Consider the following 21,742-nt stretch of genomic DNA (forward strand, 5'->3'; position numbering starts at 1 on the left):
AAAACCTATAACAGGAGTAGAGTTTCAAGGGAAGAAACAGCAGTACCTCGAACAAGAAAAATCAAGCTGATTTATTTCAACATTTATGAGGGATTGAGATGGAAACCATTCAACCGAAGTCAGGAATGGCTTCAAAGATTATCTGGCTGTTTGTAGCCATTCTAGGTGCCGTTTCATTCGGCATACTAGCACTCAGTCGAGGCGAGCATGTCAATGCAGTTTGGCTGATCCTTGCAGCAATCTGTGTGTATAGCATTGCATATCGTTTTTATAGTTTATTTATTGCCAATAAAGTCTTTGAACTGAATGAGCGACGTTTAACGCCTGCCCATCGCTTAGCTGACGGTTTGGATTATGTGCCGACCAATAAAAGCGTTCTATTTGGTCACCACTTTGCTGCGATTGCAGGTGCAGGTCCTTTAGTCGGACCAATCCTTGCTGCGCAAATGGGTTATTTGCCGGGAACAATTTGGCTCTTGGTGGGTGTTGTTCTCGCCGGTGCGGTTCAAGACTTTTTAGTCTTATTCATCTCAACGCGTCGTGATGGTCGTTCACTCGGTGAAATGGCAAAACAAGAACTGGGTTCTTTTGCCGGAATCATCGTGATGCTTGGTGCACTTGGCGTGATGATCATCATTCTAGCAGTGCTGGCTTTGGTGGTTGTAAAAGCGTTGACCAATAGTCCGTGGGGTGTCTTCAGTATCGCTGCCACTGTACCGATTGCGATTTTCATGGGTATCTACATGCGATTTATCCGTCCGGGTAAAATTGCAGAAGTGTCGATCATTGGTTTTGTACTGATGATGGCTGGGATTATCTATGGTGGCGACATTGCACAGCATCCGTACTGGGGGCCATTCTTTACACTTTCAGGTACTGAATTAACTTGGTGGTTGATTGGTTATGGTTTCGTGGCATCAGTATTACCTGTTTGGTTACTGCTTGCACCACGTGATTACCTATCTACCTTCTTGAAAATTGGTGTTATTGCAGGTTTAGCAATCGGGATCATGTTTGCTTTACCTGAGATGAAAATGCCAGCGGTAACGCATTTTATTGATGGTACAGGTCCTGTATTTGCAGGCTCAATGTTCCCATTCTTGTTTATTACCATTGCCTGTGGTGCAATTTCAGGTTTCCATGCGCTCGTTTCTTCAGGAACGACACCGAAGCTTGTGAATAATGAAAAAGATATTCGCATGATCGGTTATGGCGGCATGTTGATGGAGTCTTTTGTTGCGATTATGGCTTTGGTCTGTGCAACGATTCTTGAGCCAGGTGTGTATTTTGCGATTAATGCACCAGCAGCTGTGATTGGTACAACGGTAGAATCTGCTGCGGAAGCAGTGCGTACATTAGGCTTCGTGGTAACACCTGAAGCATTGACCCTACTTGCACAAGAAGTAGGTGAAAACTCGATTCTGTCTCGTACAGGGGGTGCGCCAACATTTGCGATTGGTATGGCTCACATTATTACGGAAATTTTCAATAACCGTTCAATGATGGCGTTCTGGTATCACTTTGCGATTTTATTTGAAGCACTCTTCATTTTAACTGCTGTGGATGCAGGTACACGTGCATGTCGTTTCATGGTGCAAGATACAGTGGGTATCGTGGTTCCAGCGGTTAAAAACTCACATAATTTCTTCGGAAATCTGTTAGGTACGGCGGTGGCTGTCGCAGGTTGGGGCTTCTTCGTTTACCAAGGTGTGGTTGATCCACTCGGCGGTATTAATAGCTTATGGCCGCTATTTGGTATTGGTAACCAAATTCTTGCTGCGATGGCATTGATCTTGGGTACAGTGATTTTATTCAAGATGAAAAAACAAAAGTATGTTTGGGTGACAATTATCCCAACATTATTCTTGTTTATTACTTCAATGAGCGCTGGTTGGCAGAAGATTTTCCACGAAAATCCAAAGATTGGTTTCTTGGCGCAAGCAGATCGTTTTAATGCCGCAATTGCAAAAAATGAATTGTTGGCACCTGCGAAAACCATGGCTGAAATGCATACGGTTGCATTGTCGAATCAAATCAATGCCGGTCTTTGTGCATTCTTTATGATTGTGGCATTTGTGATGTTATTTGCAGCGATTGGTGTGGTGCGTCGTGCTTTGGCAAATCCAAATCCATCGGTGAATGAAGCAGAAGCGATTTACCGTGACCCAGCTGAAATTAATCCGTCGAATTCAGCACATTAATAGGGGAATATGAATGAACCTGAAGTTTGCAAAAAGTGGAAAAACGGTGATTTATAAAATCATTAAAATGACCATTATGTCGCAGAAGGATCTAATTCTGAACCCGAAAAATTGGTCACGTATTGCGACGTTGTGGCAACGTTTACAGCAAAGCTTCCGCCTGATGGTGGGTGTGCCAGATTACCAAAACTATTTGGAACATATGGCAAAACATCATCCTGATTTGGAAGCGATGGATGCAAAAACATTTTATCGTCACTGTGTAGATGCACGTTATCCATCAGCTGGTGGTGACATGAAGAAGTGTCCTTGCTAATGCTTTGACTTGTGCTAAAAATCCAATAAAAAAAGCGTTCTTCGGGACGCTTTTTTTTTGCTGAATTGTGATCAGTCGAAGCGAAAACAACGCTTTTGTATACCCAATAAATATCAAGCGTATGTATTTAAAGTATTGAACTGGGTATAGATTGGAGATAAACACTGTATTTTTAAATAAAACCCTGTATGTTAATCATTCATTTAACTTTTTTATTGGGGAATAAAAGGTGTTTTGGGGATCAGAGAAAAGCCAACAAAATAATACATCAACGCTTTTAAGTGAGCAGAGCCTTGCGCCTTTTTACCCGAAAATAAATACATTCCTCGAACAAATTAACCAAATTATTTTGGATAAAAATCAGCAAACCAAATTGGCTTTAGCTTGTCTATTGGCAGGCGGGCATGTGCTATTTGAAGACTTACCTGGTTTAGGAAAAACGACATTATCTAGCGTCTTGTCACATTTGGCGGGATTAAAGTTTCAACGGATTCAATTTACCAATGACATGCTGGCCAGCGATGTGATTGGGGTAAATATGTTTAATCAAAAAGAACATCATTTTGAGTTTAAATCTGGGCCGATTTTTACCCAAATTTTATTGGCAGATGAAATCAACCGTTGTAGTCCAAAGACCCAAAGTGCTTTATTGGAAGCGATGGAAGAGGGGTATGTGACGGTTGATGGTGTGCGCTATGCTTTGCCTCAACCATTTTGGGTGATTGCGACACAAAACCCTTTATTTCAAAGTGGTACTTATGCCTTACCTGAGTCCCAGTTGGACCGGTTTTTAATGCGTTTGTCTTTAGGTTATCCATCGCGTCAGGCAGAGAAATTATTGCTCCAACAAACTTCACGCCATGATCTGATTGCGGCATTAGCACATATCTTTAATGAATCAGAAATTTTACAACTACAAGGCTTTGTCGAGCAGATACATCTGAGTGATCGTTTGATGGATTACATTTTGGATCTTGCTGCTGAAACACGTAAAGGGAGACATGGTCTTTCTACGCGTGGTGTTTTATCCTTAAAAAAAGCTGCGCAAGCCTATGCGCTGATTGAGCAGCGAAATTATGTGAATCCTGACGATGTACAAGCCGTTTTTACAGCTGTGGTATCTCATCGAATTGGGTTGTCAGATCTTGAAGCCTTTAAGCTTTTAGAACAAGTTTCGATTCAATAAAGGAGTTGAACCTTGGCTTCAATGTGGCAGCAATGGATTGAACGTCGATTTAAAATCGATCAGCACAAGCAGCTGACTCAAAAAGATGTCTTGATCTTTATCTATCAGCAAGGCTACTTGTATTTGGTATTAATTTTCATCACTTTTATTGCAGGTGTGAATTATGCCAATAATTTGATTTTAGGCTTTTGCTTTTTAATTAGCGCCGTATTGAGTATTAGTTTCTATATTACTTTTAAGCAGCTTCATGCGTTGCAGATTCAAATAAATGTTGTTGATATCCCGCAAGCTGGGGAATTACTTTCGGTTGAAATTTACTTTAAGCAAGATGCTGAACAGGCGAGATATTTGTGGATTAAAACTGAAAATCAGCTACATAAAATATTAGTCAATGAGCAACAGCACTGTTTCCAGTTAAATTTTACAACCAGCCAACGCGGTGTTTTTCAGATTCCACCCATACAAATTTATAGTGTTTATCCCTTTGGTTTAGTGCGGGCCTGGACGTATTTGTACGTACAGCAACCAGCGTGGGTTGCACCTCAAGCCAGTTTGCATTCCGTTGAAAATAAGCAACAACAGCAAAATTTTGAACCTGATCTTGATGAATTTCGCGAATTACGTAGTTTTCAGACGGGGGATTCACTTCATGCGGTGTCTTGGAAACAAGCAGCACGAGGACAAGGCTTATATGTGAAAGTCTTTGAACAATATGAAGATCTAAAGAAATTGAAGATTCATTATCACCATATGCCAGCTCAAAGTCATGAAGAAAAACTTAGCCTCATGATGGGTTTGGTCGAGCAGGCTGAAAAAAATCACGATCAATATGCACTGTATTTACCTAATGCTGAGTTAGCATCAGGCACTGGAAAACTGCATTATTCCGAAGCAAAACGGTTATTGGCGCAGGCTTAAGAGATGATTGAAAATACCATACGCCGCTCAATATTACTCACTTTAGCATTGGTGCTCATTGCACAAATGCTTTATATCCCTGTGGCGACATCATTAGTATTTTTAGTTATTTGGCTTATTTTATTACTCAATACCCGCGCCAGTAAAAAACCATTTTCTAAAATTTTAACCTATGTGCTGACATTGACAGCATTATTTAGCATTTATATAAGCCATAAAACCTTTATTGGTGTTGATGCAGGGGTTGCAGTACTCAGTACATTTTTATTTGCTAAATCTTTAGAAACAAAAACACGTCGTGATGTAATTATTTTATTTAACTTTGCGATGTTTGTGATTGCCAGTAGCTTTTTGTTTAGCCAGTCTTTTGCCATGGCATTGGTTATTTTATTGGCGTTGTTGAGCTGCTTTATTGGATTATATCGTTTACAGACCGTTGGTTTTAGCCAAAACTCAGGCGGTGAAATACAGGCGATTAAACAAGATATTGGGCATGTGGGTAAATTTATTGCCTTAGCTGTTCCATTCTTTATCTTGCTGTTTCTCTTTTTTCCACGCCTGCCGCCGCTATGGCATATTCCTATTCCTGAAAATAAAGCCACAACGGGAATCAGTGACAGCATGTCTCCGGGCGATATTGCTGAGTTATCACAGTCGAGTAGTTTGGCTTTTCGTATAATCGGTGATATCCAAGCCTTGCCACCACGTACAGAGCTGTATTGGCGGGCGATGGCATTAGATGAATATGATGGTGCTAAATGGACCAGTCATTTTTTTAACCAGAACGTTATACAGCTGAATCCAGCCGAGTTAAAACCCAAACGGACATTGAATTATCAATATTTGGCTGCCGACCCAAGTGTGATGTGGATTATGTCGTTGGAGCAATCCGTTCCCAATGAAGCACGTTTTGCTTTAGGTCAAGATGGTCGAATTACACCCTACCGATTATCAGCACGTACGGAGCCGATTCAACTGAAATGGTTAGGACGTGCAGAGCCGCCACAAATAAAAAATGTGACTTTACTTGAAAAATTAAACACACGTTATGTTGAAAACTTGGATGTTCAATCACAACAATTGGCCCAAACTTTATGGCAGCAAAGTCATCAAAATCCTGAGCGTTATATTGCAGAAGTTTTGCAATGGTATAAACAAAATCGCTTTGCATATACCTTAAGCCCAGGTGTATTGGGGCAAAATCGGATAGATGATTTTTTATTCGGATCAAGACAGGGCTTTTGCGAACATTTTGCTTCGAGCTTTGCAATGTTGATGCGCTATGTTGGTGTTCCATCGCGTATTGTCGTGGGATATCAAGGTGGTCAATTAGCACCAGATGGAAAAAGTTGGGAAGTTCGTCAACTTGATGCACATGCGTGGACAGAGGTTTATGTCAATCAACATTGGCGTCGAATTGATCCTACAGCCATGATCGCACCTCAGCGTATCGATGGTGGGATGCAGGATTATATGGAACAAGATCGGACAATTTTTGGGAGCCAGCAGTCTACTTGGGCCTATCAACAATTTTCGATGTTGAAAAAAGTCCGTGTATGGAGTGATTATGCGAGTTACCAATGGCAAAGCAAAGTGGTGGGCTATAATGCTCAATCTCAACAACAATGGTTTAAAAAGCTCGGTACAAATTCTGCTTATGCAGGTGTTTTAATTCTTATTTTGAGTATTGGTGGCATTGTAGCATTATATTTTATATGGATTTTGCGGAAAAAAAGAAAAAGTTTAAGCCCGCTTGAAAGAGAAATTACCAATTTCGCAAAGAATTTACCCTTGAGCCAGCAAAAAGTGGCTTCAGAAAGTTTTAGGCATTGGTTACAACGTTTGGCTGAAAATATACCTGAACAGGAAAGGGCGGCATTTGAACAAGTTATTACGTTATTTGAGCAGGAAATTTATGTAGGTACCGCGCTAAGTTCTCATGATATTCAATATTTTAAGGCTTTGCTTAAAACTTGTACGCAAAGTTTAAAAAACTCAGAAAAGAGCTTGTCATAAAAAATAAAAATGAATATGATTCTACGCATTCTAGGTTTATAGCTCAGTTGGTTAGAGCGCTACGTTGACATCGTAGAGGTCACCAGTTCGAATCTGGTTAAACCTACCAAATTCAAAAAGCAGAATCAAAATGATTCTGCTTTTTTTTATCTGAAATTATTAGGGTCTGTTGACATTTACTGTTCATAATTAACCCTATAAAGGTAGCCATAAAAATATACAGGCTAAAGCAACAGAACTTTGATAATTGCTTTTGAGCTTGTCATATCGAGTAGCTATTCCTCTAAATTGCTTTAATCTACAAAACATATTTTCAACTAAATGCCTGATTTTATATAAATACCAGTCCATATGGTCATTGTTCGATTGGCTATTCATTTTCCTTGGTATATTCGCTTTAGTCCTTGTTTTCCTGATCTGTTCACGCAGTGATTCTGAATCATAGCCTTTATCTGCGCATACCACTTTTGTCTCTTTTAAATCTAATGTTGATATTAAATCAGGTGCAACTTTAACATCATGTGTGGTCCCACCGGTAATCATGAAATCAATAGGATTGCCATGTGCATCAACAATCAAATGTATTTTTGAGGAGTTTCCTCCTACACTTTTAGAAATAGATTGATTCGCTATGCCGGCAGAATGTTGATGAGCACGTACATGAGAGCCATCAATAAAAATCCACTCCATATCGGGGAATGAGGCTAGTAATTTGAATAATCTAAGTAACTTACCGCTGCTTGACCAACGATTAAAACGTTTGAAAATAGAGTTTGAATGACCAAAACAAGAAGGAATATCTCGCCACGGACAGCCTGTTCTAATTCTATAGAGAATAGCTTCAATAAAATTGCGTAAATTTGAGTTGTGGTGAATGGATAAATTACGCAGAATAACTTTCAACTTTTGCCAGTGTTGATCTGTCAGCATGGTACGAGGCATAGCGAATAGTAAAATTGGGTTTGGCGATTTGATTTTACTACTTCGATTTTTTTAAGCTAAAAGTGTCAACACACCCTAATTAAAGTGTTATTAAGACTATAGTTAAATCAAATCTACTTATATGTAAGGTGTTCTTCGCAATCGTTTTCAATCGTATTTGGCTTGAATAGATTCATATGGATTGAGTCGTAAAATCATCATGAGATGGAATTGGGTGTAAATGCATCTATGTGCAAATACATCAATTTGGATATTGATTGTTTAAGTGATTAAGCCAAACTTCTTTGGCTCATATTTCTGCGTTTATGACTATATAGCAGTGCTTTATACAATGTATGCTATAGCGGATTATTTGAAACAAAAAAGCCGCATTCTATGCGGCTCTTAATTGAACAAATAAATTATGCATCTTCAGTTTCTAAAATTTCGAAGTCATGGGTAATTTCTACACCACCATCCATCAGCATTTTACTAGCAGAACAGTATTTTTCAGCAGAAAGTTCAACCGCTTTTGCAACTTGCTTTTCCTTCACGCCATGACCAGTGACTACAAAGTGCAAATGAATTTTAGTGAATACAGCAGGAATAGTGTCGGCACGTTCTGCATTTAATTCACAACGAACATCGGTAATGTCTTGGCGTGCTTTCTTTAAAATCGTCACAATATCGAAAGATGCACAACCACCAAGTCCTGTTAAAATCAGTTCCATTGGGCGCGGACCACGGTTTTCACCGCCATATTCTTGTGATCCATCCATCATAACAGTGTGACCACTTTGAGTTTTTGCTTCAAAAGCAACATTCTCTAGCCAATGAACACTAGTTTGCATTGCAAGTCCCTAAAAAAAGCTATAAATTTACGCAGTACCTGTACACTAACATAAATTGAGTTGATAAGGAATTTCAACTCTTACGTGTGACAAGTTCACTTTAGGTCTTGTGCGATCTATAAATTATCCATATTCGGAAACTGTTAGCATGACTTCAAACTTTTCACAACTTAGCACAGATGCGCTATCTCCGGGGCAGTTACCTGAGTCGGTGAAGGCATTATTAAAACGTGCATATATCAATCGTTACCCAAAACGTACAACAATCATTGATGCGGGCTCAGAATCTAAATCTTTGTATTTAATTCTTAAGGGTTCAGTATCTATCATTTTACGTGAAGATGATGAGCGTGAAATTGTGGTTGCGTACTTAAATGCGGGTGACTTTTTTGGGGAAATGGGTCTATTCGAAGCAAATGCACAGCGTACTGCAGAAGTGCGTACGCGAGATGTATGTGAAATTGCTGAGATTACCTATGAAAACTTTCATGAATTAAGTAAACAATACCCAGACTTAAGTTATGCGGTATTTGCACAGCTTGTACGCCGTCTTAAAAATACGACGCGTAAAGTAACTGACCTTGCGTTTATTGACGTGTCAGGTCGAATTGCACGTTGCTTAATTGATTTATCTTCACAACCTGAAGCAATGATTTTGCCGAATGGTCGTCAGATTCGTATTACTCGTCAAGAGATTGGTCGTATCGTGGGTTGTTCCCGTGAAATGGTTGGTCGTGTTCTAAAAACACTTGAAGAGCAAGGCATGATTGAAACTGATGGTAAAGCGATTCTAATTTTTGATGCATCGCTTGAAGATAAAAGTCAATTGGCTTCTGACGAATTTGACGACGAAGAATAATCATTCTTCTAAATAAAAAAAAGCAAACTCAGGGGTTTGCTTTTTTTATGTCTATTCATTTCTCACTATTATATCTGAACAAGCTTTTCTCACATTTTTTGACAAATAAACAGAAAATTATGATTTAAACAAAGCCGATATCTTAGGTAAGCTACTTCGTGACTTATATATTGATATTTAAAATAAAGAGGGAATTTGTGGCATGCAATTTAAACCATTGGCACATAGCGGAATTTTAGTTCCAGAAATTTGTTTAGGCACTATGACGTTTGGTGAACAAAACACCCAAGCAGAAGCTTTCGAGCAACTGGATTATGCTTTAGAGCGTGGTCTTAACTTTTGGGATACTGCAGAAATGTATCCTGTCCCACCGAAACCTGAAACCCAAGGTTCAACTGAAACTATTATAGGTAACTGGATTGCAGCTCGCGGTGGACGTGATAAATTAATCTTAGCTTCAAAAATTGCAGGACCGTCACAAGGCGGTAGTCATATTCGTGACGGGCAAACCAAATTTATTGCTTCGGAAATTGAGTCTGCTCTAGATCAATCTCTTCTTCGCTTACAGACAGATTATCTTGACTTATACCAACTTCATTGGCCGCAACGTCCAACTAACTTTTTTGGTAAATTGGGTTATGGCAATGCCGAAGCGAACAATACGCAAACTATTACCAATTTAGAAGAAACATTGGTTGCTTTAAGTCATGAAGTGAAAAAAGGTCGAATTCGCTCAATTGGACTATCTAATGAAACGCCATGGGGAACTTTAAAATTCCTACAACTTGCAGAAAAGCATGGTTTAGAAAAAATTGTCAGTGTGCAAAATCCGTATAGTTTATTGAACCGTACTTATGAAATAGGTTTATCTGAAATTGCACACTACGAAGGCGTGGGCTTATTGGCATATTCACCTTTAGCATTTGGTTATCTAACAGGTAAATTCCGTCATGGTGCACGTCCTGCCAATGCTCGAGTGACACTATTTTCACGCTTTAGCCGCTATTCAAATGCGGAGAGTGAATGGGCAACAGAACAATATGCACAATTGGCAGAACAGCATGGTTTAACGTTGACACAGTTAGCACTAGCATTTATTAAGCAGCAATTTTTTGTCACCAGTACAATTATTGGTGCGACAAATCTAGATCAGTTGAAAGAAAATATTGATGCTTTTGAGGTGAATTTATCAGAAGACATTTTAAAAGGGATTGAAGCTATTCATCGCCAACAGCCAAATCCTGCACCTTAAGCTGAACTTTTTAGTGGATTAAGCAAAAGCCTGCATGTAAATGTGGGCTTTTTTGACATTTGTATTATTTAAGCAAATGGAAAATCATTGAATTTTATTGTCAGAAAGTCAGTTGAGTTGACAAGAAAATTGCCTAAAAATACATATGTATTTAAACAATATAATAAAGTACTAAATTCTTCAATAAATGACTTGAAAAGTATTCTATTTATACCAATATTATAATTGAGATTTATCTTTATCTTAAAATTAACTCATTGAAAAATATTTGAAAAATGTATTTGAAATTTTAAATATGACTCCCATATATGCTTCAAGTACAGAATTTGTTGTGAGGAATAACAAGAATGCGATTCGAAAAATTCACAAACCGTTTGCAGCAAGCATTATCCGATGCCCAATCTTTAGCAATGGGGAAAGACCATACAGCCATTGAAGGAATCCATATTCTTTCGACATTGCTTGAAGAGCCTTCGAACCAAAGCTTGTTACAACAGGCAGGTGCTAATCTTCCTGAGTTAAAAACCAAACTTCAGCAAGCCCTACAGGATACCGCCACCATTGCGACGCCGACAGGGGACATCAACCTAAATCCTGAAGCAGTCAAAGCGCTAAATTTAGCCGATAGTTTTGCGCAAAAAGCTGGAGATGAGTTTCTTTCTACAGATTGGGTGATTCTCGGTTTAGCTGAAACGGGTAAAACCAAAACCTTATTAAATAGTGTAGGCGTAACGACAGATAAATTACGTAGTGCAATTGAACAAATACGAGGCGGTGAACAAGTCATGAGTAATAACCACGAAGATCAACGTGATTCACTCAACAAATATACCTTAGACCTCAATGCACGTGCATTAGAAGGTAAGCTAGATCCGGTCATTGGTCGTGACGAAGAGATTCGCCGTACCATTCAGGTTTTATCACGCCGTAGTAAAAACAACCCCGTACTGATTGGTGAGCCGGGTGTGGGTAAAACTGCAATCGTTGAGGGCTTAGCACAGCGTATCGTCAATGGCGAAGTTCCTGAAAGTCTGAAAGGTAAACGTGTACTTTCACTCGACCTTGGTTCATTGCTTGCAGGTGCAAAATACCGTGGTGAATTTGAAGAACGTCTTAAAGCCGTTCTAAAAGATTTGGCCAAATATGATGGCGAGATCATTCTCTTCATTGACGAATTACATACGCTTGTTGGCGCAGGTAAAGGTGATGGTGCAATGGATGCAGGGAATATGCTTAAACCTGCGTTGGCACGTGGCGAACTTCGCTGTGTAGGTGCAACCACCTTAGATGAGTACCGTCAATATATCGAAAAGGATGCGGCATTAGAACGCCGTTTCCAAAAAGTGATTGTTGATGAACCGAGCGTGGAAGACACCATTGCGATTTTACGTGGTCTAAAAGACAAATATGCAACCCATCATGGTGTGCAAATTTTAGACTCTGCAATTATTGCTGCGGCAAAAATGTCGCACCGTTACATCACAGACCGTCAGTTGCCAGATAAAGCCATTGATTTGATTGATGAAGCAGCATCACGAATCAAAATGGAAATTGACTCTAAACCAGAGCCACTTGATCGTTTAGACCGCCGTTTAATTCAGTTAAAAATGCAACTTGAAGCCGTAAAAAAAGATGCGGATTCAGTGTCGAAGGCTGAAGTTGAGCATTTGGAGAAACAAATTGCTGAAGTTCAAAAAGAATATAGCGATTTGGAAGAAGTGTGGATTGCGGAAAAACGTCTGGTTGACGGAACGAATCAAGCTCAAATTGAGTTAGATAAAGCACGTACTGCCTTTGAAAAAGCACAACGTGAAGGTGATTTAGCAGAAGCGAGCCGTTTGCAATATGGAGTCATTCCTGAGTTGCAAAAACGCTTGAATGAAGAAGAAGTTGCCGAGGTGAATGAAGAACCGAAACTGATTCGTACCAAAGTCACTGAAAATGAAATCGCTGAAGTGGTAAGTGCGGCTACAGGTATTCCTGTTGCAAAAATGCTACAAGGTGAACGTGAAAAACTCTTACACATGGAAGAGTTCTTACATAACCGTGTAGTCGGTCAAGATGAAGCGGTCGTAGCAGTATCAAATGCGGTGCGTCGTTCTCGTGCAGGATTATCCGATCCAAACCGCCCAAGTGGTTCATTCTTATTCCTTGGGCCAACAGGTGTAGGTAAAACTGAGTTAACCAAAGCTCTAGGTAACTTCTTATTTGACAGTGATGATGCGATTATTCGTATCGACATGTCAGAGTTTATGGAAAAGCATTCGGTGAGCCGTTTAGTGGGTGCTCCTCCGGGCTATGTGGGCTATGAAGAAGGCGGTGTATTAACTGAGGCTGTACGTCGTAAACCTTATAGTGTGGTGTTGTTTGATGAGGTTGAAAAAGCCCATCCAGACGTCTTTAACATCTTGCTTCAAGTGTTAGATGATGGTCGATTAACTGACTCACAAGGTCGTGTGATTGATTTCAAAAACACCGTAATCGTGATGACCTCGAACTTAGGTTCAACCGATGTTCGTGAATTAGGTGAAAACCCGTCGAAAGACGAAGTTCGTGCTGTGGTCATGGCTGCTGTATCTGAACATTTCCGTCCTGAATTTGTGAACCGTATTGATGAGCTGGTGGTTTTCCATTCTTTACAAAAAGCGCAAATTCGTGGCATTGCAGATATTCAGTTGGATCGTTTACGTTCACGTTTGGCTGACAAAGACATGAGTTTGGCAGTTGAAGATAGTGCCTTTGAGTTACTTATCGATGCTGGTTTTGACCCTGTATATGGTGCACGTCCTCTAAAACGTGCCATCCAACAACAAGTTGAAAATACACTGGCACAGAAAATCTTGTCAGGCGCGTTCCAACCGGGCGATACGATTGTTGTTCAAGCGGAAGGAGATCACCTAAGTTTTGACAAGATGAAACTCAATTAAAAGGTACAAATTAGCCACGTTCAGTTGTAAAAACAGAAACCCGGTTTAGGCCGGGTTTTTTTATTTTACGCTTTTCGTGATTTTCGTTTAAATACGTAAAGTTGATTGCATTTCATCATTTTCACCCACTAATATGACGCCCGCACGCATCCAACGAGATGGCTGTGTTCTGTAAAACAAAAACAATATCGCGCGTTCATCAAGAATGAATGGCAACAGGAAATTATGATTATGATGGAATTTAAACTGCTTAGGCAGATCAAAAAAGAACCTTATAGTTTATATAAACATACTGGTGACATCACTGTTCAAGAACTCAAACGCATGTATGGTATTTATCAAGTATTATGCCAATACCCGTTATGAAATTTTTGAACGCGACTTCTTAGAAAAAACCGGTGTTTTTTTTATTATTGAACCGAAAAATAATCAAATTGTCGGATTTTCGACGGTTATGGAACGTGACTTTGTTGTTGATGGTAAAGCCCGACATGCTTTTTTCAGTGGAGATACCATTATTGAGAAAGAGTATTGGGGAAATCGTGCATTAACTAGAGCAATGTTCCGTTATATTATTAGTTTTAAATTTCGTCATCCAAGAACACCTATATATTGGATTTTAATCTCTAAAGGCTTTAAAACTTATCTGCTCTTAGCCAATAACTACTACAGCTACTATCCACACTATGGTGAGAAAAATGCTCATCTCAAAGACTTTGTTGAATCGTACTGTAAAGAATACTTCTCAGAATATTATAACCACGAAACGGGTCTGCTGAATTTTGGCGAAGACTATCAACCACTCAAAGCAGATGTTGCGCCCATCACCCATGAAATGCGCGAAAATAATACCAAGATAGCTTTCTTTGAAGATAAGAACCCAACTTGGGTCGATGGAACAGAACTTCCGTGCATTGGTGAATTACGCTGGAGCGATTTATACCGTTATGTAAATCGATTCTTAACCAAGACCACCAGTGTGAGTAAACATGACAGCAAGTTACGTTATAAGTCACGTACATTGCATATTGCGACAGGTTCAGACTCGAAGGTGGCCTAATGGGATTGCTTCTCACTACAGCACATCAAGTTTTGAATATTGCCTGCCGTAAAGCATTTCAGCGCTATACACAGCAGGCAAATCAGCTGGAAAATGTGCAACGTAAAAAATTAAGTCATTTTTTAAAGCAGCACATTTCGCAAAATTTAAGCTATGAGCAATTTGCCAAAAAATATCCGCTTTCTCGTTATAGCAATTGGAAAAGCCAAATTGAACAATCCAGACAAAGTGGCAAAAATAGTTTGGGGCCTGAAAAAATTGTACGGTTTCAACCGACCAGTGGGTCGAGTGAAGCAATTAAATTCATTCCCTATACTCAGGCTTTTTTAGATGAACTGGATGAGGCTATTGGTTTATGGCTGACTAATTTATATCGGACACACCCACAACTTAAAAATTCAACGCATTATTGGTCGGTTTCATGGTTGCCTGAAAGCCAGCGAAAGCTTTTAGAAAATAGTAATTTAAATGATGACAGTGCGCTGCTTAATCTGTCGAAGCGAGTGTTGAGTAAAATTACTCAATCGGTACCGACTGAAATTGCGATGGCAAATTCAGCCGAAGATGCCATGTTTGCAACCGCGGTGTATCTCGTTGCAGATAAGCATTTAGGCATGATTTCGGTATGGAGTCCTACATTTGCATTGCAATTGCTGGATATTATTCAAGAACATCAAGCTGAAATTGTACAGGTCTTAAAAACTGGACAATGGCAACGTGATGGTTTGAGTTTTCTGCAAGTTCCTAAATCTTGTCAACAATGCTATCGCTTACAAGACTTGGATTTGACCCAAGCATCGGCGTGGAAAAAACTGTGGCCTAAACTCAGTCTGGTTTCGAGTTGGGATACAGCGAGCGCAGAGCAGTGGGCAGTACAACTCCAGCAACGAATTGCAGGTGTGGCATTTGAAGGTAAAGGTTTATGGGCAACTGAAGGCGTAGTGACGATTCCATTTGCAGAGCGTTTTACCTTAAGTTATCAGTCACATTTTTATGAATTTATTTTGCAGGACAGCCAAATAGTGGTGCCATCTTGGCAACTGAAAATAGGCGATATCGCTAGTCCTGTGATCACGACAGGTTCAGGATTAATTCGTTATGTGATTGATGATGAATTAGAAGTCACCGACTTTTATCAGCAAGTGCCATGTTTTAAATTTTTAGGTCGAAAAATGACGGTTGATTTGGTCGGAGAAAAGCTCGACCACAATGCAGCAGTTAAAGTCCTTGCAGAGTTTAAACAAGCGGATTATTTGCCGATTAGTATCTTGGGTATTGAACAATGTTCGGTTAAAAAACCACACTATATTTTACTCAGTGAAGGCAATGTAGATAAACAACCATCCGCTCAAGCACTAGACCGTTTGCTTAAACATAATTTTCATTATGAATTGGCACGCGATCTAGGGCAGTTGGATGAACCTGAAGTGGTACATGTACAAGATGCTTGGGACTACTACAAAACACTAGCCATGAACAATGGCATGATTGAAGGGAATATTAAGCCTGAGCCGCTTAAGAAAATGAAAACAAAAATAATTGAGTATTGAGATGGATATCGATGTGTTAGATGCACCGTTCGACGAAACGGCGTTATATCATTCAAAGAATGAGACTAAGTTTGCGGTTCGAAATGCGACTGTCGAAGATGATGAGCAACTAATGAAAATTAGTGCAGAGACTATGCCAAGCAATGGCATCACATTATCTTATGCGCGTCACCCCAGTTATTTTGATGCCAGCCACGCACAGTATAATCGTCCAGATTTAAAAGTGGTTGTCCCTGTGGAAGATCCATCTATCGTGATTGCGATGATGAATTTGGGATGGCGTTATTGTTATATCAATGGTCAGCCTGACCTGATGCGTTATGTCGCCGATTTAAGAATGAATCCAGCGTATCGTGGTGCTAAAGTCATGCGCTTATTGATGGACTATCTCCATGATGAAATACCACAAGACACGATTTTTGAAAGTGTGGTTTTAAACGACAATATTGTCGCTGCCAGTATTTTACATCATGAAAGATCTGGATTTCCGCTGCCATATTTTTATGATGAAATTCGAACCTTTACCGTTTCACAGGCAGTGAAACCAAAAACTTTCAATCAATATCAATTTAAAACCCTGACTGCTGAACGTGTAGATGAAGCGAATGATTTCATTTTAAAAATGAAAGACCATTATAATTTTTTACCTAGCTATGATTTTAATGCTTTGGTAGATGGTCAAAATCCATTTTGGGCATGCTTAAATCTAGATGACTTCTATTTGATTTACGATCAGCACAATCAGTTGGTTGGACTTTATGGCTTATGGAATCAAAAAAGTTTTAAACAAACTCGAGTGATCGATTATTCAAGGTCATTAAAGTTGATGAAACCTTTTTATAATGCCTATGCCAGTGTGCGTGGTGTTTTATCACTGCCAAAAATTCATGGAACCTTTGATTATTTAATGTTGCATAGTCCGCTATGTCATCCTGAACATCTGGACGTATTTGCAAGTTTGATTTTTCATGCAAAACAGCAGACAAAGCAACGTGGTAAAGAAACCTATTGTATTACTTTGGCAGAGAAGGACCCGCGTATTGAGTGGATGAAAAATACGACCTCACATGTGTTAAAAGCCAAGCACTATTTTCATAGTTTTAAAGCCAATCCATACGCTGCTTTTGATCGTAAACGTATTAGTTATTTTGAAGTTGGGCGTATATAGAGGAAGTGATAACGATCAAAAAATCAATTAAAACTGCCAAATCAATCATTTAAAATCATTCTAATTGTGTACTTATGTAACTGAGTTCTTCAGTATACTGCGCAAAGAATAATCAGAATGAGAAAGACATGTCGAAGTTGATGTGGGGAATTGGCAGTTTAGCGGTGCTTTCAGCAGCAGTGGTGGGAGGGAATTTATATGCAGATAAATCTCTTGCCCAATTTTATACACAGAATAATTGGTCCGCAGCTGTACAAGATGTTGATGTAAAGTACAGCAATTATCAAATGGGCTTGATGGGTGGAACAGTCGATTGGGTATTAACCCTGAAAACAGACCCGTGTAAACCGAAAGAAGTGATCGTGTTGAAGGGTACCGATCAGATTCAACGTGGGTTGAAAGGCTATAACATCAACTCGAATTTTAAGATTGTTCAACAACAAAGTACGTCTGAATATGCCAAGCTTTTTGGTTCGGATTTAACTGCAAAAACCTTGGTTAATTGGATTGGTCAAAGTAAAACAGATTTACAGATTCCTGCATTTAAAACGACTGCACAAGGTGCAACGGTACAAGCTGATGCCAGCCAATTGCAAATTCGAATCAATAGTTTACCAGGGCAAGCCACTAAGGTATCCGAACTTTCAATCCATTTACCTGTGGTTAGGTTGAGTGAAGGTCCAATGCAAACCATGGTGCAAAATTTTTCGATGAAGACCAATCAAGGTTTAAATCAGGAAAATCTTGAAAATGGTTTTCTTGAAATCCAAGCGGGTTCTATCAAACGTTTAGATCAAAAGTTCTCAGGCGGCATGCGTGGTATGCAACTGCGTTGGGAGACCGAGCTAAATGAACATGATGTGGACTTTGAAGGCTATTTAAAAGCTGATGAGATGGATTTCCCAGGTTCACCGGTCACCAAAGATTTCGCACTAAATTTGGCATTGCATAAAGTCAATCTGGATAAAGTCCGTGCATTTAGTGAACTTTTGCATCAGGTGGAAAATTCATGCGATGCAGTGGGTGAATCAAGTGAAGAAATGACTCAAGCTTTCTTAGCAATCGCAAGCCAAGGTTTTGATTTTGAGTCTAAAGATAACTCGATCAGTATTGGTGGAGGTACAGCCTCTGCAAATGTCGTGGGGAAAGTCATGCCGGGTCACCATGCTTCAATGGAGTCTTTTATCAAAATGGTGCCAAGCTTACTGGATTTTCAAGCAGACTTAAGTTTTGATAAAAATATGATGACTGCAATCATGAATAACTTTTTGCAATTACAGGGCAAAAGTTTGTCAGGACAGGAAGCTGAAGCCATGTTTGCTGGTTTTGAAACATCAGGGCAAGGCAAGCGCGATGGCGATAACATGGTCATGAGTATGCAATATAAGTTCGGTCAAAAGCTTTTTGGTCAAGCCATACAAAAGAAATAAGCAACAAGTCGTTAGTCGTTTAGTTTGAAAATATAAAACCGTCATTGATTGACGGTTTTACATTTTTAGCTGCGGAATCATGATGTTCACTTTATCGGAACACAGCGGCCTAGCCATTGTTGAACAGTTGAAAAGTTGCTAGCGTCAATGGGCAACTAGCCAATGAAAACAACAATAGGAAAGACACCATTTCACACGATTATTTTTTTAGACGGAAACTTGTTCATTCATCCATGCCTAAATGTTCTTGGGTAAAACACAGTCTTATTAGTAGCATTTTTCTGATCGCTGTTCAGTCTACCGCTTTTGCGGGTACTTCAATTTCAGATCAGCGTTTGTCGAATGAAACGCAAGGTAAAAAACAATTTAGTGAAGAAACCTTAGATATTATTGAGAGTGAAGCAGCTAAACCCAAAGAAGAGCAGCAGAAAAATTCAAATCATAAATCTAATCGTAATAATAAGATCATTCAGGAGACCCAGCTTGAAGGCTCAACCATGAGTGATTATTTGCTTCAAAAGAAAAGGGCAGCGGATCAGGTCGGGTTAATACAATCTCCAGAAGTGGCACCGATTAACCGTATCGTGCTGCAAGAGCGACACGAAAATATTCGAGTAACGTATCCAGATGGCGTCGTGGTTGAAATGAAGCACTGACGTGCTTCATTTCATAGATCAGGAATTTCTAAAGTTAAACTTTAGATTTGTGGATGGGTGATTTTCCATGCACGGTGAATTTTGGTATTACGTTTAAAGTCTAGGCCAATGGTTTCATTGCTGATTTCTTCAACGTCAAACATTGCCATGATCACATCGTCCATCTCAAAACCACGGTAGTTGTTTGAGAAGTAAAGCGTTCCGTCAGTGGTTAAACGGTTCATGGCACGTTTAAGCAAAGACATATGGTCGCGTTGGACATCAAACGTACCATAGAACTTTTTAGAGTTAGAGAATGTTGGTGGGTCAATAAAGATCAGGTCATATTGCTCGTGACCTTCTTTCAACCATTCAAAACAGTCGCTAGAGAAGAACTGATGTTGTTCATCTGCATGATCTACTGTCAAACCATTCAGTACAAAGTTCTCTTTAGACCAGTTTAGGTAGGTATTTGACAAATCGACACTGGTCGTACTTGCTGCACCGCCAAGCGCTGCATGTAAGCTCGCTGTAGAGGTATAGCTATATAAGTTCAGGAAGTGTTTACCTTTGGCTTCTTTGGCAATACGTAGACGCATTTGACGATGGTCAAGGAACAAACCTGTATCGAGGTAGTCTGTTAGGTTCACCAAAATCTTTGCTTTGCCTTCTTGAACGATAAAACGTTTAGACGCGGTACTTTGTTTGGTGTACTGATTTTTACCTTCTTGGCGGGCACGTGTTTTAATGAAAATCGCATCACGACCTAAGCCTGTCACTGCACGAATCGCTTGCAGTGCTAAGTTAAAGCGTTTTTTGGCTTTTTCCGGGTCAATTTTTTTCGGTGGTGCGTATTCTTGTACGTGTAAACGATCACCATACAAATCTACCGCGACATTAAAGTCTGGCAAATCGGCATCATATAAACGTAGACAGAAAATATTTTCTTTAACTGCCCATTTTTTAAGATTCTGCATGTTTTTTTGCAGACGGTTAGTAAAGTCTTCTGCACCTTCAATTTTTTCAAATTGTTGAGGTTCCCAATGCTCGAGGAAAGGCTTTTGAACTGCTGCAGGTTTGACTGTACCAAAACGGACGTAAATTGGGAGCTTACCATTCATCAAACGCAAAATTTGCGGATCATTAAAGGCAAGGACATCGGCCTGTTCAACTTGTGCTGCAATAATAGCAGCAGGCTGATTTGGGAAGTTCTTTTGTAATAGTGCCGATAAACCTAAATACAGTGCGCGGTTAGAGGCTTTATCACCTAAACGCTCGCCGTATGGAGGATTAGTGACAACAAAGCTTTTCTTACCTGTTGCTTGGAATTCTGGCCAGTCTGCAAGTGTACGTTCTTCAATTTTAATTTGATCAAGTACAGATTCGAAACCTGCAGCAATAATATTTTGTTTGGTCGCTTTTACCGCTTCCCAGTCTGCATCAAATGCATAGAATTGTGGGAGAGGGTTTTCAAGTGCAGCTTTATGACGCTCAGCCGCTTCGCCTTTAATTGACATCCAAAGTTCATGGTCATGACCATTCCAACCATTAAAACCAAAACGACGAACAAGGCCTGGTGCGCGGTCAGTCAAAATCATTAAAGATTCAATGATAAAGGTCCCTGAACCACACATTGGGTCCAAGATAATATCGGGTTGATGTTGTTTAAGTTTTGCTTTCTGTAAGATAGCAGCCGCTAAGTTTTCTTTAATCGGTGCATCTGTCATGTAGCGACGGTAGCCGCGTTTATGCAGAGAGTCACCTGATAAATCTAAGCAATAAGTATGTTCAGTTTTGCCAGCTAATACATACAACGTAATTTCAGGTTGCTTAATGTCAATGCTAGGACGTTTGCCCACAGCTTCCATAAAGGAATCGACCACACCATCTTTAACACGTAAAGTTGCGAACTGAGAATTGACTTTAATGTCACGTTCGATGTGTAAACGCACGGCAAATGTACTTTGTGGTGTAAAAATAAGTGACCAATCAAAGTTTATTGCACCTTCATAGAGCTCTTCCGCTACATCACGTGCATCATGCGTGAACTCTAATTCATGTGTATGAATCGGGGTGAGTACACGAGAAGCCAAACGTGACCACATGCAAATACGGTATGCATCTTCAAGTGTGCCTTTGAATACAAGACGACCCGGGAATTGTTCAATATTTTGAACACCTAAACCTTCAATTTCCTCGCGGAGTAAGGTTTCCAGTCCATCTGCACAGGTAACCCAATATGTAGAAAGACGCGGTTTCGAATTCATGTAAATTTCCAAAGGCAAAAAAGCAATCGCATATTTTAACGTATTTTCGTGGATTTGGGCGGACGATATTGCGCTGAAACGGGAGAAATATCGGTAGATTTGAATGACTTTATCAAATTTATTCTGTGTACATTGTGAGAAATATCACTTAATGGTACAAAAATTGCTATAACCCTGATCAAATT

General features: G+C 39.6%; 15 protein-coding genes, 1 tRNA gene and 1 pseudogene. 14 read left to right on the plus strand and 3 right to left on the minus strand.

Annotated elements, in window-relative coordinates:
- Positions 1-98 precede the first annotated feature (98 nt).
- The 6 genes from FTT94_RS01825 to FTT94_RS01850 all read left to right on the plus strand — a co-directional run bounded on the left by FTT94_RS01825 (position 99) and on the right by FTT94_RS01850 (position 6,746).
- Positions 99-2,201, plus strand: coding sequence for a carbon starvation CstA family protein (locus FTT94_RS01825; protein WP_180170127.1), 2,103 nt, complete (start codon positions 99-101; stop codon positions 2,199-2,201).
- Between the two features lie 13 nt (positions 2,202-2,214).
- Complete coding sequence (locus FTT94_RS01830) at positions 2,215-2,517, plus strand: YbdD/YjiX family protein (RefSeq protein WP_078190160.1); 303 nt, start codon at positions 2,215-2,217, stop codon at positions 2,515-2,517.
- Between the two features lie 229 nt (positions 2,518-2,746).
- Complete coding sequence (locus tag FTT94_RS01835; protein WP_180170128.1) at positions 2,747-3,703, plus strand: MoxR family ATPase; 957 nt, start codon at positions 2,747-2,749, stop codon at positions 3,701-3,703.
- Between the two features lie 12 nt (positions 3,704-3,715).
- Entirely contained in the window at positions 3,716-4,621 is a 906-nt protein-coding gene (locus FTT94_RS01840; RefSeq protein ID WP_180170129.1) for a DUF58 domain-containing protein, read from the plus strand.
- A 3-nt stretch (positions 4,622-4,624) separates the two neighbouring features.
- On the plus strand, positions 4,625-6,637 hold the full coding sequence (locus FTT94_RS01845; protein WP_180170130.1) for a DUF3488 and transglutaminase-like domain-containing protein: 2,013 nt from the start codon (positions 4,625-4,627) through the stop codon (positions 6,635-6,637).
- 32 nt (positions 6,638-6,669) lie between these two features.
- Positions 6,670-6,746: transfer RNA gene (locus tag FTT94_RS01850), tRNA-Val, on the plus strand.
- Positions 6,747-6,832: 86 nt separating this feature from the next.
- On the opposite strand, the gene FTT94_RS01855 is transcribed toward FTT94_RS01850, so the two are convergent.
- Both FTT94_RS01855 and FTT94_RS01860 read right to left on the minus strand, forming a co-directional pair.
- Positions 6,833-7,579 (minus strand): IS5 family transposase, encoded by a 747-nt coding sequence (locus FTT94_RS01855; protein ID WP_180170131.1) that lies wholly within the window; start codon positions 7,577-7,579, stop codon positions 6,833-6,835.
- Between the two features lie 401 nt (positions 7,580-7,980).
- The gene (locus FTT94_RS01860) at positions 7,981-8,409 is read right to left on the minus strand and encodes an OsmC family protein (protein ID WP_078191820.1); all 429 of its coding nucleotides are present in this window, start codon (positions 8,407-8,409) and stop codon (positions 7,981-7,983) included.
- Positions 8,410-8,557: 148 nt separating this feature from the next.
- Here FTT94_RS01860 and crp point away from each other — a divergent pair, with 148 nt between their 5' ends.
- The 8 genes and pseudogenes from crp to FTT94_RS01900 all read left to right on the plus strand — a co-directional run bounded on the left by crp (position 8,558) and on the right by FTT94_RS01900 (position 19,311).
- Positions 8,558-9,268 (plus strand): cAMP-activated global transcriptional regulator CRP, encoded by a 711-nt coding sequence (crp, locus tag FTT94_RS01865; RefSeq protein ID WP_180004890.1) that lies wholly within the window; start codon positions 8,558-8,560, stop codon positions 9,266-9,268.
- A gap of 202 nt (positions 9,269-9,470) precedes the next feature.
- On the plus strand, positions 9,471-10,520 hold the full coding sequence (locus FTT94_RS01870) for an NADP(H)-dependent aldo-keto reductase (RefSeq protein ID WP_180115110.1): 1,050 nt from the start codon (positions 9,471-9,473) through the stop codon (positions 10,518-10,520).
- A 347-nt stretch (positions 10,521-10,867) separates the two neighbouring features.
- Positions 10,868-13,447, plus strand: coding sequence for an ATP-dependent chaperone ClpB (gene clpB / locus FTT94_RS01875; protein ID WP_180021988.1), 2,580 nt, complete (start codon positions 10,868-10,870; stop codon positions 13,445-13,447).
- A 225-nt stretch (positions 13,448-13,672) separates the two neighbouring features.
- Positions 13,673-14,507, plus strand: a pseudogene (locus tag FTT94_RS01880) (hypothetical protein).
- Complete coding sequence (locus FTT94_RS01885; protein ID WP_180170132.1) at positions 14,507-16,057, plus strand: GH3 auxin-responsive promoter family protein; 1,551 nt, start codon at positions 14,507-14,509, stop codon at positions 16,055-16,057. The pseudogene FTT94_RS01880 and the gene FTT94_RS01885 overlap by 1 nt, the downstream one beginning before the upstream one ends.
- A gap of 1 nt (position 16,058) precedes the next feature.
- Complete coding sequence (locus FTT94_RS01890; protein ID WP_180170133.1) at positions 16,059-17,225, plus strand: GNAT family N-acetyltransferase; 1,167 nt, start codon at positions 16,059-16,061, stop codon at positions 17,223-17,225.
- Positions 17,226-17,353: 128 nt separating this feature from the next.
- Positions 17,354-18,655 carry a DUF945 family protein gene (locus FTT94_RS01895; RefSeq protein WP_180170134.1) on the plus strand — a complete coding sequence of 434 codons (1,302 nt, stop codon included), beginning with the start codon at positions 17,354-17,356 and terminating at the stop codon, positions 18,653-18,655.
- Positions 18,656-18,888: 233 nt separating this feature from the next.
- Complete coding sequence (locus FTT94_RS01900; RefSeq protein ID WP_078188623.1) at positions 18,889-19,311, plus strand: hypothetical protein; 423 nt, start codon at positions 18,889-18,891, stop codon at positions 19,309-19,311.
- 41 nt (positions 19,312-19,352) lie between these two features.
- On the opposite strand, the gene rlmKL is transcribed toward FTT94_RS01900, so the two are convergent.
- Positions 19,353-21,557 (minus strand): bifunctional 23S rRNA (guanine(2069)-N(7))-methyltransferase RlmK/23S rRNA (guanine(2445)-N(2))-methyltransferase RlmL, encoded by a 2,205-nt coding sequence (gene rlmKL / locus FTT94_RS01905; protein ID WP_180170135.1) that lies wholly within the window; start codon positions 21,555-21,557, stop codon positions 19,353-19,355.
- Positions 21,558-21,742: the final 185 nt, after the last annotated feature.

This window comes from Acinetobacter sp. YH12027 (assembly GCF_013420085.1).
GTDB classification, from domain to species: domain Bacteria; phylum Pseudomonadota; class Gammaproteobacteria; order Pseudomonadales; family Moraxellaceae; genus Acinetobacter; species Acinetobacter amyesii.

What these genes read in the sequence shown, in the direction of transcription:
- FTT94_RS01870 (WP_180115110.1), top strand. Translation starts at nt 9,471, where the DNA reads ATGCAATTTAAACCATTGGCACATAGCGGAATTTTAGTTCCAGAAATT.
- FTT94_RS01830 (WP_078190160.1), top strand. Translation starts at nt 2,215, where the DNA reads ATGAACCTGAAGTTTGCAAAAAGTGGAAAAACGGTGATTTATAAAATC.
- FTT94_RS01845 (WP_180170130.1), top strand. Translation starts at nt 4,625, where the DNA reads ATGATTGAAAATACCATACGCCGCTCAATATTACTCACTTTAGCATTG.
- FTT94_RS01895 (WP_180170134.1), top strand. Translation starts at nt 17,354, where the DNA reads ATGTCGAAGTTGATGTGGGGAATTGGCAGTTTAGCGGTGCTTTCAGCA.
- FTT94_RS01885 (WP_180170132.1), top strand. Translation starts at nt 14,507, where the DNA reads ATGGGATTGCTTCTCACTACAGCACATCAAGTTTTGAATATTGCCTGC.
- FTT94_RS01900 (WP_078188623.1), top strand. Translation starts at nt 18,889, where the DNA reads ATGCCTAAATGTTCTTGGGTAAAACACAGTCTTATTAGTAGCATTTTT.
- FTT94_RS01890 (WP_180170133.1), top strand. Translation starts at nt 16,059, where the DNA reads ATGGATATCGATGTGTTAGATGCACCGTTCGACGAAACGGCGTTATAT.
- clpB (WP_180021988.1), top strand. Translation starts at nt 10,868, where the DNA reads ATGCGATTCGAAAAATTCACAAACCGTTTGCAGCAAGCATTATCCGAT.
- FTT94_RS01860 (WP_078191820.1), bottom strand. Translation starts at nt 8,409, where the DNA reads ATGCAAACTAGTGTTCATTGGCTAGAGAATGTTGCTTTTGAAGCAAAA.
- crp (WP_180004890.1), top strand. Translation starts at nt 8,558, where the DNA reads ATGACTTCAAACTTTTCACAACTTAGCACAGATGCGCTATCTCCGGGG.
- rlmKL (WP_180170135.1), bottom strand. Translation starts at nt 21,557, where the DNA reads ATGAATTCGAAACCGCGTCTTTCTACATATTGGGTTACCTGTGCAGAT.
- FTT94_RS01855 (WP_180170131.1), bottom strand. Translation starts at nt 7,579, where the DNA reads ATGCCTCGTACCATGCTGACAGATCAACACTGGCAAAAGTTGAAAGTT.
- FTT94_RS01825 (WP_180170127.1), top strand. Translation starts at nt 99, where the DNA reads ATGGAAACCATTCAACCGAAGTCAGGAATGGCTTCAAAGATTATCTGG.